This window comes from Candidatus Zixiibacteriota bacterium (genome assembly GCA_040756055.1).
In the GTDB taxonomy this organism is placed as follows: Bacteria; Zixibacteria; MSB-5A5; order GN15; family FEB-12.
Window position 1 is genome coordinate 364,263 of the sequence record JBFLZR010000001.1, and the last position, 17,591, is coordinate 381,853.

Here is a 17,591-nt window from a genome sequence, read left to right on the forward strand (position 1 = left end):
GTCCGCTTATTGGACTGGAGCCACGAACCCAAAGTAACCGATATTGTTATCCTCCAGCAGGACAACCCTGCTCTCGTAGAGGATGCTGCCGTTGCCTGATTTATCTATGGCAAATGATGGTGTCGCCGCCAGATTGTCCACCACAACTTCCTGAACCCATTTCCCTTGTGACCGGTAGGCGTGAATCAAGCGCCCGGTAGAGCGGGGTCCGAGCAACTCTTCGAATACCAGATGCGGTTCGTTGTCGGGAGTGAAGGCTATTCTCGGTCGCGCGCCGGCATAGTCGCCGTCAACCTCCTGTTTGCCGCCAAAGTGTCCATCGCCTCTTCGGCAGGCGTAGTAGGTGTGATACTCGGCGCCGAGCTCGATATTGGTATGGAAGCCCAAATGAAGGTTACCTTCGGCGTCTCTTTCCAGCGATTCCGGATAAACGATAACTCCCGGAACATCGACATGTTCCGCGGTCCACTCCTTGCCGCCGAGCGCGTTATTTTCTTCGACCCGGATAAGCAATTGCCCGGCAGCATCATGATGATAAGCGATGACGACACTGCCATCCTCGCGGGCCACGATATCCGGAGAAGAGAACAGGCCGTAATGCGGGACGATAGAATTCTCGAGCACCTGGAAATGGAAATCCGAAGAGCCATCGAAATACCCGTAAGCAATCTGCCACATGACATATCCGCTCTCGGTGTCCCAGTCGATCATCATAGCGACATGAACGATCCCGGCGGCATCGACTGCCAGGGCCGGTTTCCCGACACCGTATTCATCGGGTGTATCGAGTGTGTGCATCTCCCAGGCTCCGCCGCGGCGGATTCCGAGCTGCAGATCACTTACATTGTAGAAAGCCACATAGGCTTCACCGGTCTCTTCGCAAACTTCGAGCCAGCCGGTGCCCGGGTACGTTCCGGGCGCGCCCACGATCTCGGGTTGACTCCACTGGCCGCCCTGCGGCTTGCACACATAGTACAATCCCTGCTCGGCGCCGATACCGCGCTGATATATAGCGTGGACCGTCCCCATATCATCGATACCCATCGCCCTTCGGCTGAGCATATCCAGGTCCGGGCTGGTCGTAACCATCTCTGTCTGGGCGAACTGCCACACATCATAATCGACCGGCGCGAGACTGGCGCCAACGCTCGGGTCATTCACTGCCGGGCTGACCGCTTTGTCGCTCGAGCAACCAGTCATGAATAACATTCCTGCAAGCGTGAGCAGAATCGCGCTGCCGGTAATCATAGAAAGCTTTTTCACAGTGTCCTCCGGATACAAGTTATTGTTCACGCGGTGACAGACCAAGGTGCCGTTAGCTGTATGCCAGGGTTGCACGAAGTAACTGAACCACTATTCTGTCATCTGAATCTGCGCCGAGGCAGGTTCCCTTGTGAATGTACGTTAACACGGGGTTGCGGCAAACATACCGCGGTCACCCGTAGTGAACAGACGCGGCGGCTTTGGGGGCGTGTAATAAAATACTGCTGTACCGGGTTCTATCATCCGGCGGGCAATTATTGCGCCCGGACAATAAAGACCGTCTGACAAGGCGGGGGCGTTTCCGCCTTTATTAGCGTCTACTCCACGTAAGAGATGCTTACGTTGTCAACTCCAAGTTCCCACTGCTGGAACATGAAAAAGTACTCCGGATCACCGTAGAAGAACGTCACCTGCGACACATTCTCCATCACCGTGTTCCAATCCGCATCATCATCGCCGGTGTTATAACCGTACATGACTTTCCATCCGTCGGGAAGGACCGTGCTTTCGGACGGAACCTTGAACCTGAACGATCGGAAGTTGTTGTTCGGCCCCGGAATATTGACATTGCCCACGTAGAATACCTGAACGTCATCCGTCCAGTCGTACGGCGTGCCGCCGTCATAGCGAATCATCAGGCTGAGCGGCCGTCCGAGCCAGGTCACGATTTCCGGACCAAAAGTGGCCAGATCGACGCCGAGCTGTGCCACGCCTTTGGCGCGGTAGTTGCCGGTGAATATGGAAGTGTCTTCGATCTGGGTGCGAAGCTGCGGGGCGTACGTATCGAGGCAGGCCATTCCATCACAGGTAGCATGAAGGAAGCCCCCCGGATTGCCGCCATCTTTCTCGACAACTTCGACACGATTACGCGGATTACCGAAATAGCTCCAGTTACCTTCGATATTCGGATTATCGAATGTCTCGACAAATGTTGTCAAAGCAGTATAGCCGGACCCGATGCCGTCGGCGGAACTGCCGGTCGGCTCCACAACACTGTCGCGTGAGCAGCCCAGGCTGATCAATAGAGCGACCGTTGTGATCAAAACGGTGAAAAGTGTAATACGTAAGGTTTGATGCATCAAATACCTCCTGATACAAAGATGCGTTTTACAAGGTATGAATACCTTATTTCAAAATACTATTCTTCCCAGGTGATCCGTGGATTGTCGAGGCCCAGATCGAAACTCTGAAGGATGTAATACAGTTCGGGATCGCCATAAAAGAAGCGAACGTAAGACACGTTGTCCATCAGTTGTTTCCAGGAACCTCCGGGCGTGACCGCCGCACCGCTTCCGTTGCGGAAGTACACCCAGCCATCGGGCAGCGAGCCCGACTGCGACTGTATCTCGAAATCGTAATTCACCCATCCCGGCTCGTTGGTTGTGGTGCTGGACAACCAGGCCACGTACTTTGACGGAAGTTTGGTAGAGCCTATGATGTAGGCGCCCCAGTCATCCATCTCGTCGAGCGGTGTTCCGTTATCGTTCATCAGCATCAGAGCGAGATAGCGATTGGTGATGTCGTATTCGTAGTCGAGACATCTCAGGTCGATGCCCAGCGATGTTACTTTTCTCTCGCGGTAGTTGCCGGTGAATATCGACTCTATCCCCGGGGCGGTTGACGGGCTCGGCGCGAAGGTAATCACGCTCTCATCGTGCAGATAGCCGCCGGGGTTGCCGCCTTCTTCCTCGATAACCGGTTTGTGGGTGGTGTGGAAACTCCAGCCCCCCTCATTATGGCGGCTGTCGTAGGTTTCGACGAAAATGCCCGGGTCGGTGGCTTCGAGCGGATCCACAACGAACGACTGGGTGACCGGCGAGGCCGATGTTGGCTCCAGCGAATTGTCGTGCGAACAGCCCGCTACCAGCATAACAACGGCCGATAAAATCATCAGGGGGGTGAATATGCTTGCGGTTGATTTCATTAGAATCTCCTAACTCCGGTTTTTCGTTCGTGTAAGTTGCTACAGGCTACATGACGTATTCACTCATTCACCCGTGCGCCGCAATAAGCGACATCGCATATTATCCACCGGGCGATCGCTCGACCGCCCGGAATTTCTATTCAAATCACTATTCCCAGCTTATGCGCGGATTATCCAACCCCAGGTCCCAGGTATATAACAGATAGTACGTGGTCGGGTCGCCGAAGAAAAACCTGACATAGGAAACGTCTGCCATCAGGTCTTTCCAGGTTCCGGTCACAGGCTTCGAACCACCCTGCATCGAGTTGGTCCACTTGTTCCAGCCTTCCGGGAGACTCCTTGATTGCGCGTCAATCGCGAAATCATAAGATACCCATCCCGGAACGTTCGTCGTCATCACACTAACAGACGCCTTCATCGGGACATATTTCGACGGTATCGCTATATTGCTCATGTAATATGCGCCCCAGTCGTCGGAAACATCCAATGGCGTGCCGTTGTCATTCATCAGAAAAAGAGTCAGATAACGCCCCGTAACCACACCGTCGTAATCGAAAGCTCTCAAATCGATTCCAACCGATGTAACATTGCGTTCTTTGTAATTGCCGGTGAAGATTGATTCCACACCGAGAGAGGTTTCCGGATGCGGGGCGAATGACACGACAAGGTTGTCATGAAGGTACCAATCGGTGTTGCCGCCTGTGGTCTCTATAACATAATCGTGATCGGTCGCGAAACTCCAGCCGCCCTCATTGCTGTAATTGTCGAAAGTCTCGACAAACGTGCCGGGCTCCAATGTCGTCAGCGGAGCATCGGGGGATTCCCGGTTGATATCGGTCAGTGATTCCGTGCTTGAGGTAACCGGGTCGACCGAAGACTCATGCGAACAACCCAGACCGAATGCGATTAGAGCAACCGCGATCAATAGCACGAGTGCGGCAGTGCGTGATGTTTGCATCATAGAGGATCTCCTGATACTATTATGGTTAGACGCTGATCCACCGGAATGCGGACACGACGCACCGAAAGTCGCCGTCCGGCCAGACCGGTGATTCAAAAAAGCTTTCTTTCTCTGTCAGCTTTCAACGCCTGGGCGTGTAAAAAATGAAGGCGTGGAAGTAATGCTGTAACTTGCTGCTAAGTAACCAGATATATATACAAAATTATCCACAATTGTCAAGAAGTTTGCATCGCCCACGCAGATATATTTGAGACGGCGCCAGAGTCAGGGAAATCCTTATAACCGAAGCAGTGACTTCACTTTATCGTGCAGGGCCGCCCGATAATGCAGCCCCCCTATCGGCATCTGGCGCATTATTTTGGAGAAATGCTCGAACTCGCTCAGCTCGGCCAGACGGACCTCGCGAATCTCGTGGGTGTCCGTGAATTGGAAATCGCCGCTAAGATACTGAGCCTGAAACACATAAGATGTCCACTCTATCGTCCGGCCATCGCGCGGAACCAGCTCAAATATCACGTTACTGACAAGTAAAAACCGCTTAAGCTCTACCCGGCAACCGGTCTCCTCCAGCGCCTCCCGCTTCGCGCCATCTTCGAAATCCTCCCCCGGATGAATCCCTCCCGATGGCGCCCGGTACATCCCCGGCGGATAAAAATGCTTCGCGATCACCACAATCTTACCATCCTTGACAATATAAACCGTAACGTCGTGGCTGCGCTCACGCTTCTGCGAGGCCTTGATCCGCTCGAACTCCTTCAAATCCACCGGAATCAGAAACGATGCCTCCTGCGGCATGCCATATTTCTGCTTAAGCCTTTCGATTGCTCCGGATTCTAAAAACATAATTACAATCAGCACATACTTGTTGTGTCGGGTCTTGTCGCGACGGAGTCGTGAGATGACCTGACACGCGCACAAATGCGGCCCCTAAAACAACGGCGTGATCTCCATCTGAAGCGGAAGCGTTGTGACCTCGGCTCCGTTGTGACCTATCAGTACATTTATCTCGGTGCGGAAACCACAATCCAATTTGTATATCCCCGGTTCGATTGAAAACAGATGCCCAACCTGCAGACGCCGGCTGTCCTCCGCTTCGAGATTGTCAATATTCGGCCCCGGCCCGTGACCTTCGATATGTATCGAATGACCGGTTCGATGCGTAAAATACTCCCCGTACCCCGCGTCGGCGATAACTTTCCGGCAAACATCATCAACCTCCGCCCCGAACACCGGGCGATTATCGATATGTTCACGGATAAACTCGACAGCAGTATCGCGCGCCTCAACCAGCACCGCGAACATCTTTTTGTGATCATCGGGAATCTCTTCCGATGACCCCGCGTACGCCATCCAGGTGATATCGGCAAAGATACCATCCGCGTGCTTCATTTTCGCCCACAGATCTATCAAAATCAGATCGCCTTTCTTGATGGTCTGCGATTTTGCCGCGGTCGGTTCATAATGCGGATCTCCGGCGTTGCCGTTGACGCCGCAGATAGGAGTGTCGTGCGTCTCCATGTCGAATTTATCGACCTCGCTCAGAATGTGACGGGCGACATCGTGTTCCGTTACTTTCTCACCGGCGGACAGTCTGGTCTTGATGAAGTTGAAGGCGGAGTTTTTGATTTCGATCATATTGTTGGCGGCGATCCGGTGGGTCGCGATCTGTTCCGGCGTGAGCCGCGCCTGAAAATTCGCCACGAGATCCGCCGAAGGTACCACCTCGGCGCCGAACCCGCGCACCATCTCAACCGTCCCGGCATCCACCAGCCCGATATACGGCAGCCGCCCCATCGGCGAATACTCCATCGCGAGCCGTTTGTGTCCTTCAATAGTTGCCTTCAGTCTCCGCTCAAGGTCCTTGTATCCGAAATATGGAATTATTTTACCCGGGAGGTGCTGGAACTTGCTCTTTTCGATAATGTTGACCAGCCCCACCGGTTCACCATCGGCCGGGATAAAATAAAACGACCGTCGGCTGACAATGCCCGATATTCTCAGCATATCCATGGCGATATTATTTCTCGCGTGAAAGTCCGCCAGCAACCATCCATCGAGCTCATGCTCTTTGAGATACTCTTGTATTTCTGGTATATCCATCTGCCTTCCTGCCTTCCTTTACTGATTCTCACGGCGGATTCGAAGCCACCATCGGTGGACTTTGACGGACCCACCCTGCGAATTTAAGGTACAGCTTTGAGACGTGAATGTCACCTGGAAATTATTCACGACAATATCGCCGTATCTGTCTGGCTGCGCTGCGCCCCACCCTTTGCGGCATGTTGAATAACCTTGCCGCCGTTGTGTCAGGTCTTGATTTCGACGAAGTCGGAATTATGACCTGAGGCACAAGCAGAGACCGTCAGATGACATCCCCGACACCATCGGCGACAGCATCTGACGAAACGAGACATGGACCCGCTCGGTAGAAAAGAAACTCAATCCCGTTGTGTCAGGTCTTGGCCCGACGAAGTCGGGGTGTGACCTGACACATGAGTCCGAGCGCAGCACAAGCGCCGGGTGGGTCTCCGCGAAATGGTGGCTTGATTTTGACCCGGTCCATGGATATCTTAAGTTGTCGTGATTATCCGTGACCATCTCGCGTCCGCTATGCGGCTCTATCTGAGAGGGAGAAAATCGGGATGAAACACAAGCGCGCCCAGAAAAACACATTCTCCGGCAAAGACAGGACTTCCTACTTGCTCCTCGGCGGATACCTGTCTGTCCTTACGCTCTTTTTTGTCGGCTCTCAGTGGCCCGGTTGGCGCGTATGGGGATTCAACTGGTGGGCCTATCTGGGTGACCTGTACACCTACAGCCTGCTTGCCGCCGGCATTATCATCGGCGCCGCCGTATTCTTTCTCACACAACGAATCACCGCCGATACGACCGGCCCGGATAACAACGCGCTCTATATCACGCTGATGTCGATCACGGCCGCCGCGATGATGGCTGCCTATGTTGCCTTTGGTTCCACGACGCATTTCCTCGGCGATGGTTACCAGCTTCTATCACGACTGGCGAATCATCAGCACGATGTCAAAACATGGGACAAAGGCGCGGCAATAATTCAATCGGCGATATACGCCATCACAACCGGAACACCTCAGGCAAGAGCCCTGTCAACATTCCGGATATGGTCAGTCGCTTCCGGCGCCTTTTTCCTGATTGGCGTGATCGCTGTCTCCCGCTTCTTGTTCGACTCCAACCGGCATCGGTTTTTGTTCTTTCTCGGTCTCGCTCTCGGAGGCTACAGCCTCATGTTTTTCGGTTATGTGGAGAACTACGCCACTTTGATCGCGGCCATGATGATATACATTCTGCTTGGCCTGAAAGCCGCGCGGGGAGAAATCAATCCGATGTGGCTTCTTCCTACGCTCGCCGCCGCTGTCTTTATCCACCTGTTCGGACTGCTGCTGGTTCCATCGTTTCTCTACCTCGTCCTGCGAAAAACATCTCTCGCTCAGCGACTCAAACAACTGAGCACGCTGAACAAATGGCTCATATTCCTGGCCCTCTCTGTGCTGGCGGCGGTTGTTTATGTGATGTTGTACAATCGAAATTACTTTTTCAAGTTCATGTTGATGCCGCCTATACGCGACCGGTTTACGGTCGAAGACGACATGTTGTTTTCAGTGAAGCACGTCATCGATATTGTCAACTTGCTCTTATTAATGATGCCCGGCGTGGTGCTGTATGTGCTCATGATGCTTACGAGCCGCAAGCTGCGCTCGTCGCTCAAAAAGCCCCAATATGTATTCACGCTGATCACGCTCGCCGCTACTTTTGTGACGGTGTATGTGGTGAATCCGGGGATCGGCATGCCGCGCAACTGGGACCTCTTCTCGATAGTCGGTGTGCCGCTGGTGGTGTTGTGCTTCTACTCGGTGCTTCGGCTCGACAAGGTCGGCGGAGTGAAATATCTCGCCGTGTGGCTGATGATTGCCCTGGGGGGGCTGTCGCTCGCCCCGCGCGTAGCAGTTAATGTGTCCGATAACCTCGCCATTGCTCATTTCAGAGATTATCTTCAACTCGATCGCGCCCGCAATCGCAATGCCCGCGGTATCCTGGTGGACTACTACAAAAACCTCGGAGACACCGCCCGGGCCGAGATAGAATACACAGCGCTGGTGCGGGAATTGCCCGAGGTAGGCTTCAACAATCAGGCCGAGTGGCTCGTTGATCACGGCGAGTTTGCCAGAGCCGTCCCTTTTGCCCAGCGGGCAATACAAATCAATCCTTTGTTCTGGGATGCTTATGCCAACCTCGGTCTGTGTTATCGTTCTGCGGGCCTGCTCGACAGCGCCCAAGTGATGCTTGAGATTGCCGATGGTCTCAACCCGTACAATGCCCGTGTCACCGGCGAGCTTGGTTCGGTTGCTCTGCTCAGAAACGATCTCGACAAAGCCGAACGTCTTTTCCTGAACGCTCTCGCGCTCGACAGCGCTCTTGGCGATCCCATGTTCGGCCTCGTAACGATTTACCTGAGAACCAACCGGGTCGAAGAGTCATTTCGCTTTGTCCAGACGCAACACCGGCATGGTCTTCGTGATTCGACATATTTTCGTTTTGCCGGTGACACTTATCTCAAGCGCGGGCTGTTTGATCTGGCCGCGAAATCTTATTCGTTCGCTCTCGATAGGGGTCTCGATAGCTCCTACGTAGCATCGCAGCGCCAGCGCTTCCCGCAATTGTCGGAGCAAAAGTAGGTCGAAACTCCTGCCCGTGAGCGGCAGAAGTCCCCATCTGCCCTAACCGAGCCGACTCCCCATACCGTGAGCGGCAGATGTCCTCATCTGCCCTAACCGAGCCGACCCCCAACCGTGAGCGGCAGATGTCCCCATCTGCCCTGCAGACTTGACAACCAGTCCCATGCCGTATTATCTTTGCTCATCATGGTCGTCCGTAAGAGACTTGCTATCACCGGACGAGCCCTTGCATTCCTAACCACTACTGCTTACCAATGGACACCGATTTTCGGGGAGGGCATCGTCGCAAAAGTTGTCGTTAATAAACTGCGTGAAGCAACCGAGCACTTTAGGGTCTCCGTGGTGGGATATGTTCTTATGCCGAGCCACCTTCATATGTTGTTGGGGTTTCCCAAAATTGCCGGATTGTCGAGATTCATGCAAAGTTTTAAGATATTGAGTTCAAAGGCAGTTAAGATTGACGTCCCGCAGGATCATCTGGCCCCTTTCATGACCACGTCAGGGTTCCGACTTTGGAAACCGCGTTTCGACGACCTGATCGTGACTTCCGATAGACAATTCAGGATAAAGCTCGAATACATTCATAACAATCCGGTGAGAGCGGGCTTAGTGACGCGGGCAGAGGAGTGGCGATTCTCAAGTGCATCGGACTGGCTGCTGGGCAAGACCGGTCCGCTGCCTGTGGACAAACGGTGCGAATGGTTGATACGCGGGGGCAGATGAAGACATCTGCCGCCCACGAAACACGCCTTATACATTTACCGGCAAGGAGCAGGATGACGATGGTGATTTCGAGTTCCACTATTTCGGCGCACGGTACTATGATGCCCGGATCGGGATGTTCTCCAGTATTGACAAAGCCAGCCAGTTCGCCGGAGGGTATTTGTATGGCGGGAACAATCCGATACTTCTGGTCGACCCGGATGGGAACGACGCCTATAGTTTGATCTACCAATGGATGCCCACGTTCATGGAATGGATGAACGTGTTTCCCCCACAAAATAACGCAAATATCTACGCTCAGGGCAATGGCTGCTTTTTGGCGAATGAAGAGTTCTTTAACAATGGTGTGGGTGTGGGCGGTTACTCAAAGTGGCCTGTTCCTCTTGATGTATCTATAGTTGTTAATGGAGGAGCGCGGTATAACGGGCCGATCATGGCTTATAGCTCGGCCGATTTTTCAATGTATAACGGTGCGATCTATGTCAGAGGGCATCTTTGGAATGACCTCCGCTTTGGACCCAGAAATGGTCAGATCGATGAAACAATGCTTGACCCGGTGCTTGTGGGCGGAGCAACTTATGGCATAGCTAAGATGGGAAGTCTTTTTCTCAGGCGTATGGCGACCAGAGGCGCACAGAGTCTGGCGGATGATGCAATTACTGGCGCCGCGAGATATGAAGCGTCAGAAGGATCGACTGTGTTGCTGCCCCGGTATCAGGCACCGGGAGCAGCAACGTTGACCAACACGGAGATTCGCGCATACTACAATTCGCATATTTCGGGAATTGAGAGAGCGGTAGCCAGGTGGGAAGCAAGGGGATTATCACGGATGGAGATAGCCAAAAGAGCTTCGCAATTAAGGAATACTCTCAGGCTGAGATCTAGGGCTCTAATGGGCAACCAAGCAGAGGCTGCAGGCCTTCCACCCCTACAAGATTTCGATTTTTATGTAGCAAAGTACTCATCGCAGGGTTATTCAGGGGATGCACTATATGATAGGATAATTGAGGGAGCACTGACAACAAATTCGATTGTTAACCACAAATTTGGGATTTATTGAGATGAGGTACATAGGCAAAATGCTGCGGGCTACTATCGAATGGCAGAGGTCCCCAGAGAGTAAGTATGAATTCACAGCAAAGTATGAAGGTCGGCATTACAGACTCAGGCTAAATGACTTTCCTGTGGAGCCGATATGTACCTTGATTTGGGACGACGGGGAACAGGACCTAGAGGAATTCGGTCCGAATTGGAGTATTCCTTTCCACAAGCCGAAATGAGCCCGATCTAAGCAGATACCGCCGGGTGGCCCGCCCTTTGGGTGGGTTTCTGGCTACAAATTGTGGCAACAGCTATTTCGTGGAGATCCCACCGCAAGCAGTGGGGTACCCAGAATCGGAGTGTCGAGATCAAAGAGAGAGTCCCATAGCAAGCTATGGGTTACCGGGATAACGAAATCAGAGGTTTCTGGGATGATGTGGGAGATTTCATTTACAATGTTTTTCACTGATGCGCAAAAAAGCAAAGGAAACGGACGGGAGAAGCCTTTCCTCTGCCAAGAACAGTCAGGTTGTGAGGTGTATTGAATCCTATGCGGCAATATCGTTTTGACAAAGGGAGAATATTCGTAATTTTCGCCGTTCTGGCGTTGGTTTCGGTAATCGCCTGTTTACAAACATCATGTTCATCCGAAGAGGTGGCCACCTATGGACCGAAGGATGGAATAGTGCCTGATTCCTTAACGGCGGTGAGAATTGCGGAGGCGATCTGGTCTGCTCGCTACGGAAGAGTGATTCTCGATCGAAGACCTTTTAAGGCGCAGCTTAAACAGGATGACGTTTGGTTTGTGCAAGGTACTCTTCGAGAGGGCTACTTGGGAGGTGTCCCTGTGGCAGAGATTCGAAAAGAGGACGGATGTGTGCTTCGGATCGGTCACGGGCTGTGAAGTAGAAGTAGATACCGTCTTTTAGGTCAAGGGTTGATATTCTGGATTGAACCTTTCTCTTGTTATGAGCATAGCTCTGATTATGTTCAGCAAGAGCAGGTCGAAACTACTGCCCGTCAGTCCAAGTAGGTCGGCGTTCCGCCGGGCACGCCGCGAGTAACGCGAGCGGACGTGAACCAAGCAACCCGACATCTTAAACAATCCGATATTAGGTGTCGGGTTTCTCACAATTGTAGTTTTTATGGAATCCCGCGAAACGCAGGACAGGTCGGAACCCGACCTGCTTTGATTTAGGTAACAGGCTCGTGACAGGGAGAGGCTGAAACCAGCGCAAAGAACAATTTCCCAACAAAATCGCAGCAAATCCCCCTACTGGATTCTTTAGTAGAAATGATGGACGGGTGGCAGGCTCAAACTTGCTTTGGCCCGGACACACACTTCGTAGGGGTTCAAAATTTTGAACCCCTACGGGATAATTAACGATTGACGATCAAAAAACAACGAAACGAAGCCAACTCTGGATACCCGGTGAATCTGAAGATTCACCGGGCACAATGGATGATAGCGGATTGCGCGGAAAAATACGGATACACCATCATGGCAGAATCCTTGTCGGTTCTTGCTCTCTGGATTCCGTTTTTCAACGGAATGACCGCGTCCGGGTGGCAGGGTCAAACTTGCTTTGGCCCTGACATCAAAAAATACACCTGGCGCATCCGTAGGCGTTTGATTCATCAAACGCGACATCACGCCTCTCTCCCCCTCGCCCTTCGGGAGAGGGTCGGGGTGAGGGGTTACAGCAAAAATAATGAAACGAAGCCAAATGGGCGAAACGATATGGCTGATAAGAAAATACAGGGGACAATAAAAGGCAGAAAAGCGCCTTTTGATCGGATTCACGCGACCCGAGCTGTCGCGTGTGACTGGACCCCTGCTTTCGCAGGGGTGACTCGAATGAGGCGTTCAAAGCAAAAAATGACGAAACGAAGCCAAATGGACGAAACGATATGGCTGGCAAGAAAATACAAGGAACAATCAAAGACTGGAACACGCCTTTTGGTCGGATTCACGCGACCCGATCTGTCGCGTGTGACTGGACCCCTGCTTTCGCAGGCGTGACTCGATTGAGGCGTTCAGAGCAAGAATTAGCGAAACGAAGCCAAATGTCGGTACCAGAAAGATGTCAAAACCTTCATCTGACGATGAACCCTGTCGGGCAGGGGATTTTGACCTACAAAAGAAGCGGCGTGAATGGTAGGGGTTTGATTTATTAAATGCACCCATGCGCGTCAAAAACACAAAAATAACGAAACGAAGCCAATTCTCTGTAACTGAAAAAACAACAACCGACTACAAGGATTTTTCGAGCCGATTTTCAGCGGAAATCTTGATTCCGCTAAACCCGTTCACTAACTTAAATAACGTATGCCCATCAAAATCGTCATAACCGGCGCGCCGGCATCAGGAAAATCAAAATTCATCGAGCGCCTCAAAATCGACCCCCGTTTCGCGGACTTCGTCTTCCTGAAAGAGCTGGCCCGGCAACTTCTACAGGAAGACCCCACCTACCGTCAACGATGGAGCGAGTTCCACCGCGAAATCTACCGTCGCCAGGTGGCGCGCGAAGACCAGTTGGCCGGCAATTCGTTCATCACCGACCGGGGCACCGCCGATGCCTTCGCCTTCCACCCGGAAACCGACGCCGACATGGGCACGACAATCGAAAATGAATACAATCGCTACAACGGGGTAATACAACTCGAAAGCACCGCATCGCTGGGTGAGCCGTACTTTCAGCACGACGATATCAGAAACGAATCAATCGAGGATGTCCTGTTCATTGAAAAGGCAACCACAAATGTCTGGAATAGGCATCCAAATTATCACCTGATAAGGGCCGATATCGACATGGAAATGAAGTATCGAATTTTCGTCCAAACATTGGTTGACCTGATTCGTCGGCTATAAATAATTGACAAATATAGCGACTATCCGTCTATAAGACATAAAACTACATGGAGGCATGCGTGAGAATGTTCAAATTCGTGCTAACACTGTTAATCTGTCTGGCGCTCGCCGGCGTGTGCGGTGCGTCGGAGTTTTTCGACAAATTCAAATCCGATTACGCTACGTTGGATCTCGAACTTCTCAACAATCTTGGGGAGAGGGCCGAGGTCACCAATTTTGTCTATCAAAAAGACATCGCGACCTTCACCTTCAAAGAAGGCTTTATCCACTTGCTTCGTTATGTCGACGGTCGCCCGACCACGGCGGTCTTTGTCGGCAAAGGAAACGCGCATATCGAGATTCCCTCGCATCTGGAACGACAGTCGCTGCTGAGCGTAAGCAAAGACAGCGTGGTTGACCGGGATTTCGAGGTCTGTCTGATTCGGATGGCCGATGATTTCGACCTCAAGCTCAAGGAGCAGTTCCCGGTCGAGCAAAAAGAGCTCAAGTGGAAAGACTACACCGCGATGATGCAGGAGCAGGGCGAAATGTATTTCAAGCCGCTTTTGGGACATCAGTACGACAACTATTTTCAACTGCTGAGGTCTATATATGAGCGGGCGGCCGATGGCTATTTCTGGATCGATTTCGGGCGCTATAATTTCTGGTTCGACCCGAACGCGCCGGAAGAAGTTACGGTCTCCTACGTTTTTGAGCCATCGGACCAGATGACCACCGACGCGGTCTGCCTGCAGAGAAAAGAAGAAGCCAGGTACGATGATTTCGTGCTGTCAAACATCGGTTTCCCCACAACCACGATAAGCAAGAAGGCCGAGATTGAGATGGGCGGCATGGATGGCCGCAAGATCGAAAACGCCCGGGCTGATATCAAACTCGTGATAAACGAAGATAGCGCCCGGTTTGTCTCCACCTTCCTGCACTACAACCTCTATGAGGATTCCATCCATTACAACGGCCGGTCGGTCGACTATTACCGCCGCAAGGATTTCAACTTCACCGGCATCATCCTGCCCGAATACGTATACAGGGGAGACACGGTCACGCTTACCTACTGGTATCGCGGCAAGGACTACAGCGTCTTTCTCCCCTGGGTGGAAGACCCGACACCATCGATGCACTCCCTCACGTTCACCATCCCGAAAGGTTTCAACTATCTCATGCCGGGGCAGGGGGAAACCACGCGCAATAACGGCAAAGAGACATTCACCGCCGAGCCTCAGGTTCCCTTTGATAAATTCTTCATTCAGGGGTATGCCTCCGGATTCGACACCACCACCGCTCTGTCCGATAACGGCATAACCCTGAATTTCCTGAAAGCCAAACATATCACCAAGCAGTTCAGCTGCTACGTAAACGACGCTCTTTACGAAGGCACGATTCTCGATGCTTTCAATTTCATGTCGTCCAAAATGGGCAATCCGCCGAACACTTTCGAAGTGTACATATACCCCGAGAATTATTACAGCATGCCGGGGATGGTCGAAGTACCGCAGGTAGTGTGTTACAGCGAGGGCGGATTGGAGTTTCTGGGAGGGTTCAACATATTCGCCGGTTATTCCGTTTCCAAACAATGGTTCGGTTTCGGTTTAAGGCCGGTGTCGGATCGCGAGACCTGGGTACGCGACGCTGCCTCGGAGTACCTGTCGCTGCTGTTCATACAGAACAGCCTGAAAGGCAGCACTTACTACACCAATCTCTTAAATCGCCGGGACACTTTGCTCACTTACAGCGGTTTGAATCGCGATCGCCCGATGGCGACCGGCAGTCGCTGCCCGTCGGCAATCCGCTGCAACAGGGGAACCTGGCTGTTTCATATGTTGCGCTCGGTGATGTATGACCTCGGGACAAGAAGCGAAGAGCGGTTCTTCAAGTTCTTCTTTGAGCTCTGTCTGACAGGCAACATGGGGCCGTTTTCCAACCACGATGTCGTCAAACTGGCCGAGAAGCACTACGGACAGCCGCTCGACTGGTTCTTCGATTACTGGCTCTGTGATTTCGGTTATCCGGAATTCGAAGTTGAGTACAAGACAGAGCAAAGAGACGATGGGTACTTCATCACGGCCAATGTCTGGACCAAAAACGTGGGCGAGAGTTTCCGCATGCCGGTCATGATAAGAGTGGTCGACAAAAGCGGTCAATCGACCTTTTCCAGAAAAGACATCACCGGCACGACCTGTACTTTCGAGCTGGGACCATTCGACTCCGAACCGGATGAGTTTGTGTTCAACGAGCTTTACTCGGTCCTTTCGAAAGACAAAGTCAAAAAGCTCTAGTGCTTTCCCTGTGGGGTTTGTTGACTAACCCCTGAATCTCACTGGCGGCAGGTTCTGTCCCCGCGCGAATAGGGACACGACCTGCCGCTCGTGCGTTAGGTGCACAGCCACCTGCGACAAGCTCGATGCATTAATGCCGGAAGGATGGCGACAAAGCAGTCACCATCCTTCGTGCAAGAGTTGGAGAGAGATAAATATATCAGATAAAAATATGAAGGAAAGAATGTTTAGGCTAAAGCAGTGAGTTCAGAAGCTGCTCGATATCCGACATCATGAACGGCTTGGCCAAGAAACCATCCGGTTTGATTTTATCATCGGATACTTCGCTGCTGTCAACCGAATAACCCGAAATGAGCACGACCGGGAGTTTGGGGTATTTTTGTTTGACTTTCTCGATCAGTTCCAGTCCGGTCATGTTCGGCATACGCATGTCGGTGATAACCATAGAGAAGCTTTTTTTGTCGAGTTCCTCCAGCGCTTCATTGCCATCGGAAGCCCGCACCGACTCATAATCGAAAACTTCGAGCATCTCCGACAGCAGAGTCGACATATTGGGGTTATCATCAACTATAAGAATAGCTTTTGCCATAGTTGTTACCTTTGAAATATTTATCGGCAGAAAAGGCTGAAATTTTACGAAAAAACGCTGCGCTTCTTGATGAACTGGGCCGAGTTGGCCAGAATTTCGGCCTGAATGGCGGCTATTCCCAGGTGCTCACGGGCGGAAATCATGAAGGCTTTGTGATGGTTTTCGGGCCGTGCCACGAAATCGCCGGCGACATCTATCTTATTGTATATCAACAGATATGGTATATTGTCGGCCCCTATCTCGGCCAAAACCTGGCGGGTGTGCTCGATTCTCTGCTCGAAATTCGCCTCGGAGCAGTCGACTACCAGAAGCAGCAGATCGGCCAGGCTGACTTCCTCAAGAGTCGACTTGAACGATTCTACCAGTTCATGGGGGAGTTTTTTGATAAACCCGACCGTATCAGAAAACACTACATGGCAGGGATATCCCGACGACATCACGCGGGTGGTGGAATCCAGGGTGGTAAAAAGCATATCCTCGGTACGGACATCGGCTTTGGTCAGCAGGTTAAACAGGGTTGATTTCCCGGCGTTGGTGTATCCCACCAGGGCAACCTTGAAAAGGTCCTGTCGTCTCTTGCGTTGGGTGGAACGCTGACGGTCGAGCTTTTGAAGTCGCTGCTTAAGATGGGCAATCTTCGTTCGCACCTGCCGGCGGTCGATTTCAAGCTGGGTCTCCCCCGGCCCCTTGGCCCCGATTCCGCCGTATTGACGCGAGAAGTGGACCCAGGCGCCGGTCAGGCGGGGAAGCGTGTACTCGAGTTGAGCGAGTTCCACCTGAAGACGAGCGGCCGCGGTGCGGGCGCGCGTGGCGAAAATATCAAGTATCAGAATTGGACGGTCAATTACCTTGCACTCGAGCTCGGTTTCAAGATTGCGTTGTTGGGCAGGGCTGAGAGTATCATCGAATATGACGCAATTGCCGCCGGCCTCGGCGAGCTGCTGCTTGAGTTCTCGCACGAAACCGCTGCCGACATATAAGGCCGGGTCGGGATGAGGCTTGGTCTGAATCCGGCGGCCAATCACAATGGCGTTGGCTGAGAAAGTCAACTGCGCCAGTTCATCGAGAGAATCCTCGACTGCCGAACGCCCAAGTGAAGTGCGGGCCAAACCAATAAGAATCGCTTTTTCGACTTCGGTTTTACCGTATTCAATTGCCATGTCTATAATATACGCTTGCAGCGTATATTTTCAAGTCGGTAACGGTGCGATAGTTTAATAGTTCTTAACTGCCGGT

General features: G+C 52.3%; 15 protein-coding genes and 1 pseudogene. 8 read left to right on the forward strand and 8 right to left on the reverse strand.

Translation table 11 applies throughout. The features are described from left to right. Positions 1-6 precede the first annotated feature (6 nt). The 6 genes from AB1483_01610 to AB1483_01635 form a co-directional block, all read right to left on the reverse strand. A complete protein-coding gene (locus AB1483_01610; GenBank protein MEW6411151.1) occupies positions 7-1,263 on the reverse strand; it encodes a hypothetical protein in 1,257 nt (418 codons plus the stop codon). Positions 1,264-1,580: 317 nt separating this feature from the next. Next, entirely contained in the window at positions 1,581-2,342 is a 762-nt protein-coding gene (locus AB1483_01615; GenBank protein ID MEW6411152.1) for a hypothetical protein, read from the reverse strand. 59 nt (positions 2,343-2,401) lie between these two features. Then, positions 2,402-3,187, reverse strand: coding sequence for a hypothetical protein (locus AB1483_01620; protein MEW6411153.1), 786 nt, complete (start codon positions 3,185-3,187; stop codon positions 2,402-2,404). A gap of 148 nt (positions 3,188-3,335) precedes the next feature. Further along, positions 3,336-4,148 (reverse strand): hypothetical protein, encoded by an 813-nt coding sequence (locus AB1483_01625; GenBank protein MEW6411154.1) that lies wholly within the window; start codon positions 4,146-4,148, stop codon positions 3,336-3,338. A 276-nt stretch (positions 4,149-4,424) separates the two neighbouring features. After that, on the reverse strand, positions 4,425-4,991 hold the full coding sequence (locus AB1483_01630) for an NUDIX hydrolase (protein MEW6411155.1): 567 nt from the start codon (positions 4,989-4,991) through the stop codon (positions 4,425-4,427). 84 nt (positions 4,992-5,075) lie between these two features. Then, positions 5,076-6,248 carry a M24 family metallopeptidase gene (locus AB1483_01635; protein MEW6411156.1) on the reverse strand — a complete coding sequence of 391 codons (1,173 nt, stop codon included), beginning with the start codon at positions 6,246-6,248 and terminating at the stop codon, positions 5,076-5,078. Between the two features lie 542 nt (positions 6,249-6,790). On the opposite strand from AB1483_01635, the gene AB1483_01640 reads away from it, so the two are divergent. The 8 genes and pseudogenes from AB1483_01640 to AB1483_01675 all read left to right on the forward strand — a co-directional run bounded on the left by AB1483_01640 (position 6,791) and on the right by AB1483_01675 (position 15,766). After that, the gene (locus AB1483_01640) at positions 6,791-8,857 is read left to right on the forward strand and encodes a tetratricopeptide repeat protein (protein MEW6411157.1); all 2,067 of its coding nucleotides are present in this window, start codon (positions 6,791-6,793) and stop codon (positions 8,855-8,857) included. 186 nt (positions 8,858-9,043) lie between these two features. Beyond that, positions 9,044-9,580 (forward strand): transposase, encoded by a 537-nt coding sequence (locus tag AB1483_01645; GenBank protein MEW6411158.1) that lies wholly within the window; start codon positions 9,044-9,046, stop codon positions 9,578-9,580. 4 nt (positions 9,581-9,584) lie between these two features. Next, positions 9,585-9,773, forward strand: a pseudogene (locus AB1483_01650) (RHS repeat-associated core domain-containing protein). A 54-nt stretch (positions 9,774-9,827) separates the two neighbouring features. Next, on the forward strand, positions 9,828-10,640 hold the full coding sequence (locus tag AB1483_01655) for a hypothetical protein (protein MEW6411159.1): 813 nt from the start codon (positions 9,828-9,830) through the stop codon (positions 10,638-10,640). Positions 10,641-11,171: 531 nt separating this feature from the next. Next, on the forward strand, positions 11,172-11,525 hold the full coding sequence (locus AB1483_01660) for a YbbC/YhhH family protein (protein MEW6411160.1): 354 nt from the start codon (positions 11,172-11,174) through the stop codon (positions 11,523-11,525). Between the two features lie 483 nt (positions 11,526-12,008). Then, entirely contained in the window at positions 12,009-12,644 is a 636-nt protein-coding gene (locus tag AB1483_01665; GenBank protein ID MEW6411161.1) for a hypothetical protein, read from the forward strand. 306 nt (positions 12,645-12,950) lie between these two features. After that, a complete protein-coding gene (locus AB1483_01670) occupies positions 12,951-13,493 on the forward strand; it encodes an AAA family ATPase (GenBank protein ID MEW6411162.1) in 543 nt (180 codons plus the stop codon). 59 nt (positions 13,494-13,552) lie between these two features. Continuing rightward, positions 13,553-15,766 (forward strand): hypothetical protein, encoded by a 2,214-nt coding sequence (locus AB1483_01675; GenBank protein ID MEW6411163.1) that lies wholly within the window; start codon positions 13,553-13,555, stop codon positions 15,764-15,766. Between the two features lie 232 nt (positions 15,767-15,998). On the opposite strand, the gene AB1483_01680 is transcribed toward AB1483_01675, so the two are convergent. After that, positions 15,999-16,355 (reverse strand): response regulator, encoded by a 357-nt coding sequence (locus tag AB1483_01680; GenBank protein ID MEW6411164.1) that lies wholly within the window; start codon positions 16,353-16,355, stop codon positions 15,999-16,001. A gap of 44 nt (positions 16,356-16,399) precedes the next feature. Then, positions 16,400-17,515, reverse strand: a complete 1,116-nt coding sequence (gene hflX, locus AB1483_01685; protein ID MEW6411165.1) for a GTPase HflX — start codon at positions 17,513-17,515, stop codon at positions 16,400-16,402. Positions 17,516-17,591 lie beyond the last annotated feature (76 nt).

Coding starts and splice junctions, on each gene's coding strand:
- hflX (MEW6411165.1), bottom strand. CDS start 17,515: ATGGCAATTGAATACGGTAAAACCGAAGTCGAAAAAGCGATTCTTATT.
- AB1483_01625 (MEW6411154.1), bottom strand. CDS start 4,148: ATGATGCAAACATCACGCACTGCCGCACTCGTGCTATTGATCGCGGTT.
- AB1483_01615 (MEW6411152.1), bottom strand. CDS start 2,342: ATGCATCAAACCTTACGTATTACACTTTTCACCGTTTTGATCACAACG.
- AB1483_01630 (MEW6411155.1), bottom strand. CDS start 4,991: ATGTTTTTAGAATCCGGAGCAATCGAAAGGCTTAAGCAGAAATATGGC.
- AB1483_01660 (MEW6411160.1), top strand. CDS start 11,172: ATGCGGCAATATCGTTTTGACAAAGGGAGAATATTCGTAATTTTCGCC.
- AB1483_01645 (MEW6411158.1), top strand. CDS start 9,044: ATGGTCGTCCGTAAGAGACTTGCTATCACCGGACGAGCCCTTGCATTC.
- AB1483_01670 (MEW6411162.1), top strand. CDS start 12,951: ATGCCCATCAAAATCGTCATAACCGGCGCGCCGGCATCAGGAAAATCA.
- AB1483_01640 (MEW6411157.1), top strand. CDS start 6,791: ATGAAACACAAGCGCGCCCAGAAAAACACATTCTCCGGCAAAGACAGG.
- AB1483_01655 (MEW6411159.1), top strand. CDS start 9,828: ATGGAATGGATGAACGTGTTTCCCCCACAAAATAACGCAAATATCTAC.
- AB1483_01680 (MEW6411164.1), bottom strand. CDS start 16,355: ATGGCAAAAGCTATTCTTATAGTTGATGATAACCCCAATATGTCGACT.
- AB1483_01620 (MEW6411153.1), bottom strand. CDS start 3,187: ATGAAATCAACCGCAAGCATATTCACCCCCCTGATGATTTTATCGGCC.
- AB1483_01635 (MEW6411156.1), bottom strand. CDS start 6,248: ATGGATATACCAGAAATACAAGAGTATCTCAAAGAGCATGAGCTCGAT.